14 protein-coding genes are annotated in these 12,354 nt (G+C 66.1%); 8 read left to right on the top strand and 6 right to left on the bottom strand.

The annotated features are described in order from the left end of the window. The first annotated feature begins 77 nt into the window (after positions 1 to 77). The 4 genes from ACVWY5_RS08480 to ACVWY5_RS08465 are packed head-to-tail and all read left to right on the top strand — an operon-like array spanning position 78 to position 3,521. Positions 78 to 641, top strand: a complete 564-nt coding sequence (locus tag ACVWY5_RS08480) for a nucleoside 2-deoxyribosyltransferase (protein WP_028334496.1) — start codon at positions 78 to 80, stop codon at positions 639 to 641. Beyond that, complete coding sequence (locus tag ACVWY5_RS08475; protein ID WP_028334497.1) at positions 638 to 1,399, top strand: TlyA family rRNA (cytidine-2'-O)-methyltransferase; 762 nt, start codon at positions 638 to 640, stop codon at positions 1,397 to 1,399. The genes ACVWY5_RS08480 and ACVWY5_RS08475 overlap by 4 nt, the downstream gene beginning before the upstream one ends. After that, a complete protein-coding gene (locus tag ACVWY5_RS08470; RefSeq protein ID WP_028334498.1) occupies positions 1,392 to 2,633 on the top strand; it encodes a methyltransferase in 1,242 nt (413 codons plus the stop codon). The genes ACVWY5_RS08475 and ACVWY5_RS08470 overlap by 8 nt, the downstream gene beginning before the upstream one ends. 54 nt (positions 2,634 to 2,687) lie before the next feature. Beyond that, complete coding sequence (locus tag ACVWY5_RS08465) at positions 2,688 to 3,521, top strand: nucleotidyltransferase domain-containing protein (protein ID WP_028334499.1); 834 nt, start codon at positions 2,688 to 2,690, stop codon at positions 3,519 to 3,521. Positions 3,522 to 3,625: 104 nt separating this feature from the next. On the opposite strand, the gene ACVWY5_RS08460 is transcribed toward ACVWY5_RS08465, so the two are convergent. Continuing rightward, on the bottom strand, positions 3,626 to 4,477 hold the full coding sequence (locus ACVWY5_RS08460) for a DUF1194 domain-containing protein (protein WP_028334500.1): 852 nt from the start codon (positions 4,475 to 4,477) through the stop codon (positions 3,626 to 3,628). A gap of 233 nt (positions 4,478 to 4,710) precedes the next feature. On the opposite strand from ACVWY5_RS08460, the gene clpS reads away from it, so the two are divergent. Together clpS and ACVWY5_RS08450 are read left to right on the top strand one after the other, a co-directional pair. Then, positions 4,711 to 5,016 carry an ATP-dependent Clp protease adapter ClpS gene (gene clpS, locus ACVWY5_RS08455; RefSeq protein ID WP_021076758.1) on the top strand — a complete coding sequence of 102 codons (306 nt, stop codon included), beginning with the start codon at positions 4,711 to 4,713 and terminating at the stop codon, positions 5,014 to 5,016. 90 nt (positions 5,017 to 5,106) lie between these two features. Continuing rightward, positions 5,107 to 5,871 (top strand): hypothetical protein, encoded by a 765-nt coding sequence (locus ACVWY5_RS08450; RefSeq protein ID WP_321176834.1) that lies wholly within the window; start codon positions 5,107 to 5,109, stop codon positions 5,869 to 5,871. Here ACVWY5_RS08450 and ACVWY5_RS08445 read toward each other — a convergent pair. From ACVWY5_RS08445 to ACVWY5_RS08435, 3 genes are all read right to left on the bottom strand, one after another. Beyond that, the gene (locus ACVWY5_RS08445; protein WP_028334502.1) at positions 5,868 to 7,061 is read right to left on the bottom strand and encodes an adenylate/guanylate cyclase domain-containing protein; all 1,194 of its coding nucleotides are present in this window, start codon (positions 7,059 to 7,061) and stop codon (positions 5,868 to 5,870) included. The genes ACVWY5_RS08450 and ACVWY5_RS08445 overlap by 4 nt on opposite strands. Before the next feature lie 44 nt (positions 7,062 to 7,105). Beyond that, entirely contained in the window at positions 7,106 to 8,194 is a 1,089-nt protein-coding gene (aroC, locus tag ACVWY5_RS08440) for a chorismate synthase (protein WP_028334503.1), read from the bottom strand. A gap of 130 nt (positions 8,195 to 8,324) precedes the next feature. Then, positions 8,325 to 8,924 carry a histidine phosphatase family protein gene (locus ACVWY5_RS08435; RefSeq protein WP_028334504.1) on the bottom strand — a complete coding sequence of 200 codons (600 nt, stop codon included), beginning with the start codon at positions 8,922 to 8,924 and terminating at the stop codon, positions 8,325 to 8,327. Positions 8,925 to 9,151: 227 nt separating this feature from the next. Here ACVWY5_RS08435 and ACVWY5_RS08430 point away from each other — a divergent pair, with 227 nt between their 5' ends. After that, complete coding sequence (locus ACVWY5_RS08430; protein WP_028334505.1) at positions 9,152 to 9,640, top strand: sigma-70 family RNA polymerase sigma factor; 489 nt, start codon at positions 9,152 to 9,154, stop codon at positions 9,638 to 9,640. A 67-nt stretch (positions 9,641 to 9,707) separates the two neighbouring features. Further along, the gene (locus ACVWY5_RS08425; RefSeq protein ID WP_028334506.1) at positions 9,708 to 10,472 is read left to right on the top strand and encodes an anti-sigma factor family protein; all 765 of its coding nucleotides are present in this window, start codon (positions 9,708 to 9,710) and stop codon (positions 10,470 to 10,472) included. A 388-nt stretch (positions 10,473 to 10,860) separates the two neighbouring features. Here ACVWY5_RS08425 and ACVWY5_RS08420 read toward each other — a convergent pair whose 3' ends face one another. Both ACVWY5_RS08420 and ACVWY5_RS08415 read right to left on the bottom strand, forming a co-directional pair. Next, a complete protein-coding gene (locus tag ACVWY5_RS08420) occupies positions 10,861 to 11,820 on the bottom strand; it encodes a J domain-containing protein (protein WP_028334507.1) in 960 nt (319 codons plus the stop codon). Positions 11,821 to 11,939: 119 nt separating this feature from the next. Further along, a complete protein-coding gene (locus ACVWY5_RS08415; RefSeq protein ID WP_028334508.1) occupies positions 11,940 to 12,347 on the bottom strand; it encodes an RT0821/Lpp0805 family surface protein in 408 nt (135 codons plus the stop codon). Positions 12,348 to 12,354: the final 7 nt, after the last annotated feature.

The following is a 12,354-nucleotide window of genomic DNA, read 5'->3' as shown; positions in this document are numbered from 1 at the left end:
ATTTTCGGTTCTGATTGAATCAATCAGAACCGAAGCTCCAGGTTCTCGCTCGAAAACGCACCAGCCCCGGCAAGTCCATGAAGATCTATCTGGCAGGTCCTGACGTGTTCCTGCCGGATGCCGTGGAGATCGGCCGCCGCAAGGCGGAGGTTTGCGCCTATCACGGGCTGACCGGGCTGTATCCGCTCGATAACAGCATCGATCCCACCGCCGCCGGCGCCTCGCTCACCATCTTCAAGAGCAACGAGGCGATGATGGAGTCTGCCGACGCCATCATCGCCAACTTGACGCCGTTTCGCGGCCCCAGTGCCGACGCAGGCACGGTTTACGAACTCGGCTACATGGCGGGACGCGACAAACTGTGTCTCGCCTATTCCAACGATCCCACGTCCTACGCCAATCGCGTGGCGCGGCTCAGTCAGGTCGTGCCGGCATCCGACGGACGCCTGATCGATGCGGAGGGGCTGACGGTGGAAGAGTTTGGATTACCGGATAATCTGATGATGATGCACGCGCTCGACCTGCACGGCAGCCCGCTGGTGACCCCGCGCGAGCCGTCGGCCGACCTCTGGCACGACCTCACCTCCTTCGAGGCGTGCGTGCGGCTCGCTGCCGCGCAGCGCCGGCAGGCGGCGAAGTGACCAGAGCGGGCGACAACGACAACGACGCATCCCCCGGCAAGCGCATCGACGTGCTGCTGGTGGAACGCGGCCTGTTCGAAAGCCGGGCGCGGGCGCGCGCCGCCATCGACGCCGGCCTCGTCACCGCCGACGGCAAGCAAATCGCGAAGGCGTCCGAGATCGTCGCACCGGGCGCGGCACTCTCGGCGGAACCGGCGCATCCCTATGTCTCGCGCGGCGGCGTCAAGCTCGCCGGCGCGCTCGAGCACTATCCGATCGACGTCGAGGGCCATGTCTGCCTCGATGTCGGCGCCTCGACCGGCGGCTTTACCGAAGTGCTGCTCGCCAACGGCGCAAGTCTCGTGTTCGCCATCGATGTCGGCCATGGCCAGTTGCATCCCTCGCTGCAGGGACATCCGAAGATCGTCTCCATGGAGGCGACCGACATCAGGAGTTTCGAGGGCAAGCGCCTGCCGGCGCGGCCCGACATCGTGGTGATCGACGTCAGCTTCATCTCGCTGAAGCTGGTGCTGCCGGTGGCGCTGTCGCTGGCGGCAGCCCCGATGCATCTTTTGGCACTGATCAAGCCGCAATTCGAGGCGGCGCGCAAACACTCCAAGCGCGGCGTCATCCGCAACGCGATGGTGCACCAGGAGATCTGCGACGACATCGCCGCCTTTGCCGCCTCGCAGGGCTGCACCGACATTCAGGTGTTCCCGTCCTCGATCTCGGGCGGCGACGGCAATATCGAATTCTTCCTCGGCGCGCGCCGTGGCTGAGCTTCTTACCATCGACCATGTCGGCCACCGCGGCGACGGCGTCGCGATCGAGGGATCGCAATCGATCTTTGTGCCCTATGCGCTGGCCGGCGAAATGGTCGAGGTCGACGACGTCCCGGGCAACCATCCCGACCGGCGGCGGCTGCTGCGGGTCGTGCAGGAAAGCCCCGAGCGCATCGTACCGTTCTGTCCGCATTTCGGGGTCTGCGGCGGCTGCGCGATCCAGCACTGGAACGATGCGCCCTACCACGCCTGGAAGCGCAACATCGTGGTCGAGACGCTGGCGCAGGCGAAGATTGCGGCGGAAGTCGCTGCGCTGATCGATGCCCATGGCGCGGGCCGTCGCCGCATCACGTTGCACGGCCGCATGGGCAGCCATGAGGTCCTCAAGGTCGGCTACGCCGCGGCAGGTTCGCACGACATCATCCCGGTCGATCGCTGCCCGATCCTCGATCCTGCGCTCGACGGCGCGCTCGAGGCGGCCTGGGCCACAGCCGAGCCGCTGATCGCGACCGGCAAGCCGCTGGACATCCAGGTGACCGCAACCGTCAACGGCCTCGACATCGACGTGCGCGGCTCCGGCGCGCTGCCAACCAGCCTGATCACCACTTTGTCGCGCGTCGCGGAGAAGCACCGGCTGGCGCGGCTGACACGCCACGGCGAGCTGGTGCTGCAGCGTGCCTCTCCCGAGATTGCGATCGGAAAGGCGAAGGTCGTGCTGCCGCCCGGCTCGTTCCTGCAGGCGACCGTCCAGGGCGAGGAGGCACTGGCCGCGCTGGTTCGCGCGCATTGCGGACGCGCCAAGCATATCGCCGACCTGTTTTGCGGCGTCGGTCCGTTCGCGCTGCGCCTCGCGGAGAAGGCGCGGATCGCGGCCTTCGACAGCGACACGGGTGCGATCACCGCGCTACAGAAGGCCGCGCAATCGACGCCGGGGCTGAAGCCGCTCAAGGCCGAGGCCCGCGACCTGTTCCGCCGTCCCCTGATGCCGCAGGAATTGCGCGACTATGACGCCGTCGTGTTCGATCCGCCGCGGCAGGGCGCGCAGGCGCAGGTCACCCAGCTGGCGACGAGCAAGGTGCCGGTGATCGTCGCGGTGTCCTGCAACGCCGCAACGTTTGCGCGCGACGCGAAGATCCTGATCGACGGCGGCTACAAGATCGCGGATGTCACGCCGGTCGATCAGTTCCGCCACACCCCCCATGTCGAGCTGGTGGCGCGGTTCGCGCGCTGACAGGACGCAGCGACTATCGCTGAGCGCGGGCAGTCTCGCTATAGTCTGCGCTCCATGTCCGACGATCCGCTGCTCGCACGCATCATTTCCGTTCTCGCCGCCGTACCAGGCGTCGCCGCCATCGTGCTCGGCGGCTCGCGGGCGCGCGGCACCGCGCATGACACCTCCGACACCGATATCGGCCTCTACTATCGGGATGGCACCGCGCCGGATATCGATCGGTTGCGCGAAGCTGTAACGGGTCTGGTCGACGATCCCGCTGTTGCGCATGTTACGCCGGTCGGCGAATGGGGACCGTGGATCGTCGGCGGTGCCTGGCTCACGATCGACGGCCGCAAGGTCGACCTGCTCTACCGCAGCATCGATCGGGTCTCCGCTGTCATCGATGCTTGCCGGAACGGCGAGATCAGCATGCACTATCAGCCCGGCCATCCGCACGGCTTCTGCTCGGCGATCTGGATGGGCGAGGTCGCGCTGTGCCGTGCGCTGCACGATCCCGACGGCCTCGTCGCGGCGCTGAAGGCGAGGACCGTGCCCTACCCGCCGGCCCTGCGCGATGCGTTGGTGCGGCGCTTTCAATGGGAAGCCCAGTTCAGCATCGAGAATGCCGAGCTCGCCTTGCCGCGCGGCGACAGCACGCATATCGCCGGCTGCGCCTATCGCGCGCTGGCCTGCATCGCGCAGGTGCTGTTTGCGCTGAACGGGGCGTATCTGATCAACGAAAAGGGCGCGCTGGCACAGGCCGCGAATTTTCCGGTGACGGTTCGCGAACTGTCTGGACGTGTCGCGCAAATATGGCAACAGATCGGCGCGGCCGAGCACGCCGCCGCGTTGCAGATGCTGCGCGCGATAGAGAGTGAGCTCCAGAAGATCTGTAGGGCGAGTTAGAACCGCAGGATGGGTAGAGCGCAGCGAAACCCATCATTCGCGCCGCGGATATGAATTGATGGGTTTCGCTGCGCTCTACCCATCCTGCGAGATTTCCATGATCGCTACCGCCCCCAGCGGTCCTGCCAGATCTTCTCGCCGATCAGGCAATTGACCCGCGGCTCCTTGTCGGCGGTCCGCATAATCGGGCGCTCGGGGGTGCGGCCGGCGACTTCGAGCAGCAGCTTGGTGCGGATCGCCTCCTTGAACTTCTCACGATCCTTGATCGTCACCACGAAGGAGCCCGGTCCGCCGATCACGCAGTCCTCGTAGTAATAGTCGAGATTCTCGATATCCATCGTCGAGTAGGACGGTTCCTTCACCATGATCGGCAGCCCGTTGATGACGATGCCCTTGTCAAGCGCCGCGTCGCGCGCGGGCGTGATCGGCGTGCCGTTGTTGTTGGGCCCGTCGCCGGAAATATCGATCACGCGGCGCAGGCCGCGATGCGGATTCTCGTCGAACATCGGGATCGCGAAATAGATCGCGCCGGAGATCGACGTGCGCGAGGCGCGGCGCACCGGCGTCTTCATAATTTCGGCGGCGACCGCATCGGCGGATTCAGGGCCGTCGATCACCCGCCAGGGGATGATGATCTTCTGATCGTTGGAGGCGGCCCATTCGAAATAGGTGATCGAGATCTTGCCGTTCGGACCGGCCTTCAGCGCCTGCAGGAAATCCTTGGAGACGATCGCCTGCGCATAGCCCTCGCGCTGGATCGCAAGCTCGTCCATATCCATCGAATAGGAAACGTCGACCGCGATGATCAACTCGATGTCGACGCTCGGTGTGGATTCCTTTTCAGCCAGGCGATGGCCGGGCTGGGTTCCCGGGCCGGGCGCGGCAACACCGGCCACATCGCCGCTGGCCAACATGCCCGCGACAAGCACCGCTCCGATCGAGACATACCAGCGCATTGCGGCCCTCCCGTCGTATGAGTGTCATGGTGACACGCAATTCAGGCGGCGAAAAGCGCAGATATCAGCTGTCCTTCACATTCAGGTTAGACGCCCACACTCAAGTCAGACTTCGCTTGTCTCGAATGCGGCGACGCGCGCCGTGCCGTTGCCGCAATGACGCCGTGCAAATCGAACGGTTCCAAGGCGCGCCTGAAGACGGTATTCTTACGGGGCAATCGCGAGGGAGTGCGATGCCGGATACCGTCGTCAAGCCGAAAACCAGGACCAAGACCAAGGTCGAGCGGCCGCGCCTGCACAAGGTGATCCTGGTCAACGACGACTACACGCCGCGCGAATTCGTCGTCACCGTGCTGAAGGGTGAATTCCGCATGACCGACGACCAGGCCTACAAGGTGATGCTGACCGCGCACCAGCGCGGCGTCTGCGTCGTCGCAGTCTTCACCAGGGACGTCGCCGAGACCAAGGCGACGCGCGCTACCGACGCCGGCCGCGCCAAGGGCTATCCTCTGCTGTTCACCACCGAGCCCGAGGAATAGCGCGCCAGTGCCGGATTGCCGCTGGCCTTGCCGCGAATTTTAGCGATCGCGGCGACCGGTGCTTTAGGGACCGCATGGCATGAACGCGGCATGTCCGTCGCGCTGCGCCAACAACTGTCCCTGCGGAAGACTCGCCCGGAGACCTCGTTCGGGCCATTTCGCCCGTTGCCCGCCCTGCCCTGGCTCATCATGGCGGCGGCGCTGCGGATCGTCGGCTACGGCAATCTCGGCCTGATCGTGCCCGCGCTGGCGCTGGCCAACGCTTGCGTGCTGCTCGCCTTCTTCGCGACGGCACGGGAGTCGATCCAGGCTTCCGGAGGCCGATCATCGCTTGGCGAATTGACGCTGGCCGAGCAGATCAGACTGTCGCTGTCGATCCTGTGGCGGATCGTGCTCGTGATGATCGTGGCGTCACTCGGCACCGCCGCGATCGGCTTCTCGTCGTTTGCACCGTATCTGTTGTCGGGCCTCGACGGCATGGCCTTCGATCAGGTCACCCATCTCGGCCGGTTCTGGAGTGCGGCGATCGCGGCGCTGGTGCTGCTGATCATCGTCAATGCGGAAGGCAATGGCGGCCGCGTCGCGCTGTTTGCCGCCGTCAAGGACCTTGGCCGGCACGCGCTCTGGCTTGGCGCGGCGGTGCTCGTGCTGGGCACGCTCAACGTTGCGCTGGGCTACGGGCAGGCGCTTGTGCGCACCGCGATCTGGCACTTCTGGCAAATCTCGATGGTGGACCAGCCGCTCAAGAACCTGATCTACGTCGTCTTCATCTTCGGCTTCGCCATGCTGCGGCTGTGGATCACGCTGTCGATCCTGACCTTTGGCCTGAAGCAGTCTTACGCCCGCGGCGGCTAGCTCGCAGCAGCGACCGGCGCCTCGTCGAACAGGCCGTAGACCCGTTCGGCCTTGGCAAATCCCGCGATCGGAAACTCGCCGAGATCGCTCCAGCCGCCGTCGCTGATGCCGGCGAAGCGCTCCGAGGCCACCACGGTGCGGCCGAGACGGCCGGCGATCTTCTCCAGCCGCGCGGCAAGATTGACCGCCGGACCGATGCAGGTGAAGTCGAGCCGGTTGCCGCCGCCGATATTGCCGTAGAGCACGCGCCCGAGATGCAGGGCGAGGCCGAAACGGAAGCGTTCAATGGCATCGCCATTGGCGAATTGCAGCGCCTCGACGCCGGCGCGGGACGCGCGCGCGGCCTCCAGCACACGTGAGCAGACCTGCACCTCGTCGCCGAGATATTCGTCGACCGGGAACACCGCGAGCAGGCCGTCGCCCATGAATTTGAGCACCTCGCCGCCATGGTCGCGGATCGCAGTGACCTGGCAATCGAAATAGAGGTTGAGGATCTCCACGACAGTCTCGGCCGGCAAGCGGTCCGACAGCGCGGTGAAGCCGCGCAGGTCCGACAGCCAGATCGCGGCATCCATCGTATCGGCATGGCCGCGCCGGATCTGGCCGCCCATGATGCGCTCGCCGGCACGGTTGCCGACATAGGTGTCGAGCAACAGCGACGCGGTGCGGCGCAGCGTCACGATCTCGATGTAGCGCGCCAGCGGCACGGTGATCGAGCGGATCGCATCGAGCTGCTCCTCGGTGAAGCCGCCCGGCTGCCTGGTGGTCCAGCTCGAGGCATTGACGAAGCCGTCGGTGTAAACCAGCGGCATCGCGATGTAGTCGGTGACGCCCTCGGCCTGCAGGTCCACGACAATGGGAAAGCGTTTGCTCGCGGGGTCGTCGAGCCGCGCGCGTACTTCAACGCCCTGCCTGAACACGATCGACAGCGGGCTGACGGCAAAGTCCGGGGAGTCCAGGATGTTGTGATCGACGGTGCCGGTTTCGACTTCGCTACCCGGCTTCCAGAAGAAATGGCGGCCATAGATCTCCGGATGCAGCGTGCGCACGAAGACGCCGATGCGCCACAGCGGCAATCCGGCCCGCACCAGCCGCTCGCAGCATTCCGCCATCATCTGCGGCGGGGTCGGCGCCGACCGCGCGCCGCCGATCATCCACTCGATGATGTCCCGAAGCTCCGACGCGTTCATGGCATTCCCCCAGGGCGGTCTGGCGACCGCCACTATATAGGGGATCAGCGCCCGGTCTGCCCGCGGTCGCGCAGAAAATGATCAGCCAGCACGCAGGCCATCATGGCCTCGCCGACCGGGACCGCCCGGATGCCGACGCAGGGGTCGTGGCGGCCCTTGGTCAGGATGTCGGTATCCGCGCCCTTGCGGTCCACGGTCCGGCGCGTGGTCAGAATCGAGGAGGTCGGCTTGACCGCAAAGCGCACCACCACCGGCTGCCCGGTCGAGATGCCGCCGAGGACGCCGCCGGCATGGTTGGACAGGAAACGCGTTCCGTTGTTGCCGGTCCGCATCTCGTCGGCATTCTCCTCGCCCGACAATTCGGCGGCGCTGAAGCCGGCGCCGATCTCGACGCCCTTGACCGCGTTGATGCTCATCATCGCCGCCGCCAGGTCGCTGTCGAGTTTGGCGTAGATCGGCGCGCCGAGCCCGGCCGGCACGCCCTCAGCGACGACCTCGATGACGGCGCCGATCGAGGAGCCGCTCTTCCTGATGCCGTCGAGATAGCTCTCGAAGAACGCCGCCTTGTCCTTGTCGGGACAGAAGAACGGGTTGTTCGCAATCTCGTCCCAGTCCCACTTCTCGCGGTCGATCTTGTGCGGCCCCATCTGCACCAGCGCGCCGCGCACCTTCACCTCGGGCAGCACCTTGCGCGCGATCGCACCGGCCGCGACGCGGGTCGCGGTCTCGCGCGCGGAGGAGCGTCCGCCGCCGCGATAATCGCGCAGGCCGTATTTCGCTTCATAGGTGAAGTCGGCATGGCCGGGCCGGAACTTGTCCTTGATCTCGGAATAATCCTTCGAACGCTGATCGGTGTTCTCGATCAGCAGCGCGATCGGCGTGCCGGTCGTCACCTGCGCGCCGCTCTCCGGATGCGCCATCACGCCGGACAGGATCTTCACCGCATCCGGTTCCTGGCGCTGAGTGGTGAAGCGCGACTGGCCGGGGCGGCGGCGGTCGAGGTCGTGCTGAATCTCCTCCACGGTCAGGGGGATCAGCGGCGGGCAGCCGTCGACGACGCAGCCGATCGCGACCCCATGGCTCTCGCCGAAGGTCGTGACGCGGAACATATGGCCGAAAGTATTGAAGGACATGGCGTGTCGTAACGCGCGGAAGCAGCGGGGTCAAACAGCCAGGCTGTCATTCCGGGGCGCCCGAAGGGCGAACCCGGAATCTCGAGATTCCGGGTTCGATGCTCCGCATCGCCCCGGAATGACGGGATGCTTAGCTATATTTGCGCAGCCCCTGCTCACCGAACACGTAGACCGCCCCCTGCTCGATATAGAGCTCGGCGGCCGAGGCCGGCGTCTCGAAGCCGAGCGCCACCATCAGCGCCCGCGCCGTACCGCCATGGGCAACCGCGACCGTGTCTTCCGTCACCGAGCGATACCAGTCGGTCATCCGCACCTGGACGTCGACATAGCTCTCGCCGCCGGCCGGCGACACCGTCCACTTCTCGGCCAGGCGGCGGGCATACAGCGCGGGGTCCGCAGCCTGCGCCTGCGCCAGGGTCGAGCCCTCCCACGTCCCGTAGCCGATCTCGCGCAGCCGCGCGTCGAGGGTGTAGTCGCCGGGCGCAAGGCCGAGCTCGGCGCGCACCAGCTCCATGGTCGCCCGCGCCCGGATCAGCGGGCTTGCGACGAACGGCACCGTCGTCTTGTCGCGGCCGTCGCGCGCCAGGAGATCAGCGAGGATGCGCCCGGCATGCGCCGCCTGGGCGCGGCCGCGCTCATTGAGGGCGATGTCCTGCACGCCCTGGAGCCGGCCTTCGGCGTTCCACGAGGTCTCGCCGTGGCGGATGTAATAAATCGTCGGTACCGGCATTCCCGTAACGGCTGGTCCCTGCTGCGCGAGAGGTCGGCCGCCTCAAGGCTTCCACGCTTCGAATTTTTTCGGATCGGAGGTACACCAGCACTTCGGCTGGCGACAAGCCCAAATCGGCCGCAGCTTGGGCGGTATGCGCGCAGATCGGCGCAGACGGAATAGCCACGCCGTAAGGGTGTTATGTTGGACAAGGCGGCTATCGCCGAGACCATCGAAGACTGGGATGCATGACCGCGTTTCGTCAAAGTGTCGAAGCCATGATACCGGCGCTGCGTCGCTATGCTCGCGCGCTGGCGCGTGACACTGATATCGCCGACGATCTGGTGCAGGATACGCTGGTGCGGGCGCTGCGCTCGGAGCGGCTGTTTCTCGGCGGCGACGTCAGGAGCTGGCTCTACACGATCCTGACCAATCTGAACAAGAACCGCCGGCGCTCGCTGGCGCGGCGGCCGGCGTTCGTGCCGCTGCTCGACAACAATGCCGACGCCAGCGGCACCGAGGCCGAGGGACGCGACATCGAGCGCGCGCTGTCGACGCTGGTCGAGGAGCAACGCTCGGTGCTGCTGCTGGTGATGCTGGAGGGCATGAGCTACCGGCAGGTCGCCGACATCCAGGGCGTGCCGATCGGCACGGTGATGTCCCGCCTCGCCCGCGCCCGCGCCCATGTCCGGGCTTCGATCGAGGGCCAGCGCCCGGCGCTCCGGCGGGTGAAATGATAATGTGCGCGATGGCCGGCGTTATGCATGAACGATTTTCGAACAAGATTTGGCAGAGACCACTGATATGACCGACCCGAACATTCCCGTCACCGAAGACGAGCTGCACGCTTACGTCGACAATGAGCTGCCGGCCGAACGCCGCGGCGATGTCGAGGCGTGGCTTGCCGCACATCCCGACGACGCGGCGCGGGTGCAGTCATGGCGTGCGATGGCCGAGACACTGCATGCGCGCTACGACACCGTGCTGGACGAGGCGGTGCCGAAACGGCTCGAGCTCGAGCGGCTGGTGCGCCAGCCGCGCCGCTGGGTCTATGGCGCGGTAGCGGCGACGGTCATGGCCTTCGTCGCCGGTGGCGGCGCCGGCTGGATCGCGCGCGGCGCCTCGGCGACGCCGTCGGCCTTCCAGAGCTTCACGGTCGATGCACTCGATGCGCATCGGCTCTACGTGGTCGAGGTCCGGCATCCCGTCGAGGTGCCCGGCAGCGAGCGCGACCACCTGCAGCAATGGCTGACCAAGCGCTGCGGCTGGGACGTCCGCGCGCCGGAGCTGACTGGGCTGAAGCTGGTCGGCGGCCGCCTGCTGCCCGGACCGAGCGGCCCGGCGTCGTTTCTGATGTATGAGAGCACGTCGGGTGAGCGGTTCACGGTCTACACCGCCAAGGTGAAGACCGAGGCGACCCAGATGCGCTATGCCGTGCAGGGCAGCGACGGCGCGCTGTTCTGGGCGGATCGGGGGGTCGCCTATGTCGTCAGCGGCGGCACCGATCGCACGCGCCTGACCCAGGTCGCGCAGGCCGTCTACGATCAGATGGAGAAGAGCGGCGGCTGATCTCCGGTAAATTTACGGAAGATCAGGCCGTCGAAATTGCGTCATTTCGAGTAAGTGAATCCAGCCTCACTCAGTGTCCCAATTCCGACATCGAAAACTTCGATTCGCGTCATCGACGCGTCTCATTATCGCACCGGATGCTCACGCGAAGATGATCCGCGCCCGATCCGCCGATCGGCGCACGCGGCCTCGATTGGGGTTTTGTGTACCGCGCTGGTCCCCCTCTCGAGGCCGCACTCCTTTCCGCCGTCCCATCCGCACGCCGCAGATGGGACTTCCGGCGGCCGGTCATCTTTTGACGCGCCCGCAATGCCCGCGTCTACCCCGATAGAGTCCGGGGTAGTTGCAGTTTCGCGTCTTCGCGTCTTTTGGGGCACGCTCTCGGCGGTCAGCCGAGATCGCTACGCGGATTGTAGGGTTTTCGATCCCCCCACGTCTGCATCAATGCCTCAAGCTCGGCATCGTTCCCGTCGGGAAGGATGATGCGGGTCGTGACGTAGAGATCGCCGACGGCGCCCGCCTTCGACAGCCCCTTGCCCTTGAGGCGGAAGGTGCGGCCGCTCGAGGTGTTCTTCGGGATCGAGAGTTCGACCGCGCTGCCGAGCGTCGGCACGCGGACCTTGCCGCCAAGCACCGCCTCGTAGAGGGTGATGGGCAGGTCGATCCTGAGGTCGTTGCCGTCGACCTTGAAGAACGGGTGCGGCGCGATCGAGATCGTGATCAGGAGATCGCCGGGCGGATGGCCTTGCGCGGTCTCGCCCTGCCCCTTCAGCCGGATCTGCTGACCCGCAGCAACCCCGGGCGGAATCTTGACATTGAGCTCGCGGCCGGTCGGCAGGCGGACGCGCTTATCGCCGCCCCTGACCGATTCCTCCAGCGACACCGTCATGGCGACCGAAAGATCGAGGTCGACACCGACCCCGCCGCCGTCAAACTCGAACGGACTGGCCCGGCCCGCGCGGCCGCCACCGCCGCGAGCCGCATTGCCGAACATGCTGTTGAGGATGTCCTCGAAGCTGCCGCCGCCCATGCCGCCGCCGGGCCCGGAGCGGAAACTGTACTCGAAGCCACCCGGACCGGCGCGACCGCCGGCGGCGCCGCCGCCAGGGAAGCCCTGGAAGCGCGGCTTGCCTTCGGCATCGATCTCGCCGCGGTCGAACTGCTTGCGCTTGTCCTCGTCGCCGACGATCTCGTTGGCCGTGTTGATCTCCGCAAAGCGGGCCGCCGCCTTCGGGTCGTTCTTGTTGTTATCAGGGTGATGCTTCTTGGCGAGCTTGCGATAGGCGCTCTTGATCGTCGCAGCGCTGGCGCTCCGCTGCACCCCCAAGACCTCATAGGGGTCGCGCATCCGTCACGTCTCCTTCACGGGAAAAATCAGTCCTGGCCGGGAACCCGTCCGGGCCCACTTCGCCTTCATATGGGGGCTCAGTGGCATTTTTGCAACTTAGCCCGGCTTCGCCGGAATTCTCAGGATTTTCTCCAGGGCTTCAGGCTATGGATTTCCCACCGCCCTTGTCCAGCCTTGCATGCGGCACCCTGCAGCCAGCTCTCGGTGGCTCCATTGACGTAGCTGGCAAGGAAATCCCGGCACGTCTTGCCGTCCTCGCCCGAATAGGCCTGGGCCAGCGGCGTCACCGAGCCGCGCGCGCCGGTTTCAGGATTTTCCCAGGGCTGGCTGGAATCCTTGTCGCCCTTGGTCAGCACGTCGGAGGCGGCATTGCGGGCGAAGGCGAGATCGGTGTCGGTCGGCATCACCGCATTGACCTGGGTCGGGCTGATCGAGCCCGTCACATCCTTGTCGTCCAGCTTGGCGAAGGCGTCGCTGCGCGACAGGCTGCAGCCGCTTGCGCCGACGCCGATCAGGATCAATGTCACCACCGCG

This window comes from Bradyrhizobium sp. USDA 3256 (assembly GCF_054058275.1).
This window is presented reverse-complemented; position numbering and strand designations above follow the sequence as displayed.

What these genes read in the sequence shown, in the direction of transcription:
- ACVWY5_RS08480 (WP_028334496.1), top strand. Translation starts at nt 78, where the DNA reads ATGAAGATCTATCTGGCAGGTCCTGACGTGTTCCTGCCGGATGCCGTG.
- ACVWY5_RS08465 (WP_028334499.1), top strand. Translation starts at nt 2,688, where the DNA reads ATGTCCGACGATCCGCTGCTCGCACGCATCATTTCCGTTCTCGCCGCC.
- ACVWY5_RS08460 (WP_028334500.1), bottom strand. Translation starts at nt 4,477, where the DNA reads ATGCGCTGGTATGTCTCGATCGGAGCGGTGCTTGTCGCGGGCATGTTG.
- clpS (WP_021076758.1), top strand. Translation starts at nt 4,711, where the DNA reads ATGCCGGATACCGTCGTCAAGCCGAAAACCAGGACCAAGACCAAGGTC.
- ACVWY5_RS08450 (WP_321176834.1), top strand. Translation starts at nt 5,107, where the DNA reads ATGTCCGTCGCGCTGCGCCAACAACTGTCCCTGCGGAAGACTCGCCCG.
- ACVWY5_RS08445 (WP_028334502.1), bottom strand. Translation starts at nt 7,061, where the DNA reads ATGAACGCGTCGGAGCTTCGGGACATCATCGAGTGGATGATCGGCGGC.
- aroC (WP_028334503.1), bottom strand. Translation starts at nt 8,194, where the DNA reads ATGTCCTTCAATACTTTCGGCCATATGTTCCGCGTCACGACCTTCGGC.
- ACVWY5_RS08435 (WP_028334504.1), bottom strand. Translation starts at nt 8,924, where the DNA reads ATGCCGGTACCGACGATTTATTACATCCGCCACGGCGAGACCTCGTGG.
- ACVWY5_RS08430 (WP_028334505.1), top strand. Translation starts at nt 9,152, where the DNA reads ATGACCGCGTTTCGTCAAAGTGTCGAAGCCATGATACCGGCGCTGCGT.
- ACVWY5_RS08425 (WP_028334506.1), top strand. Translation starts at nt 9,708, where the DNA reads ATGACCGACCCGAACATTCCCGTCACCGAAGACGAGCTGCACGCTTAC.
- ACVWY5_RS08420 (WP_028334507.1), bottom strand. Translation starts at nt 11,820, where the DNA reads ATGCGCGACCCCTATGAGGTCTTGGGGGTGCAGCGGAGCGCCAGCGCT.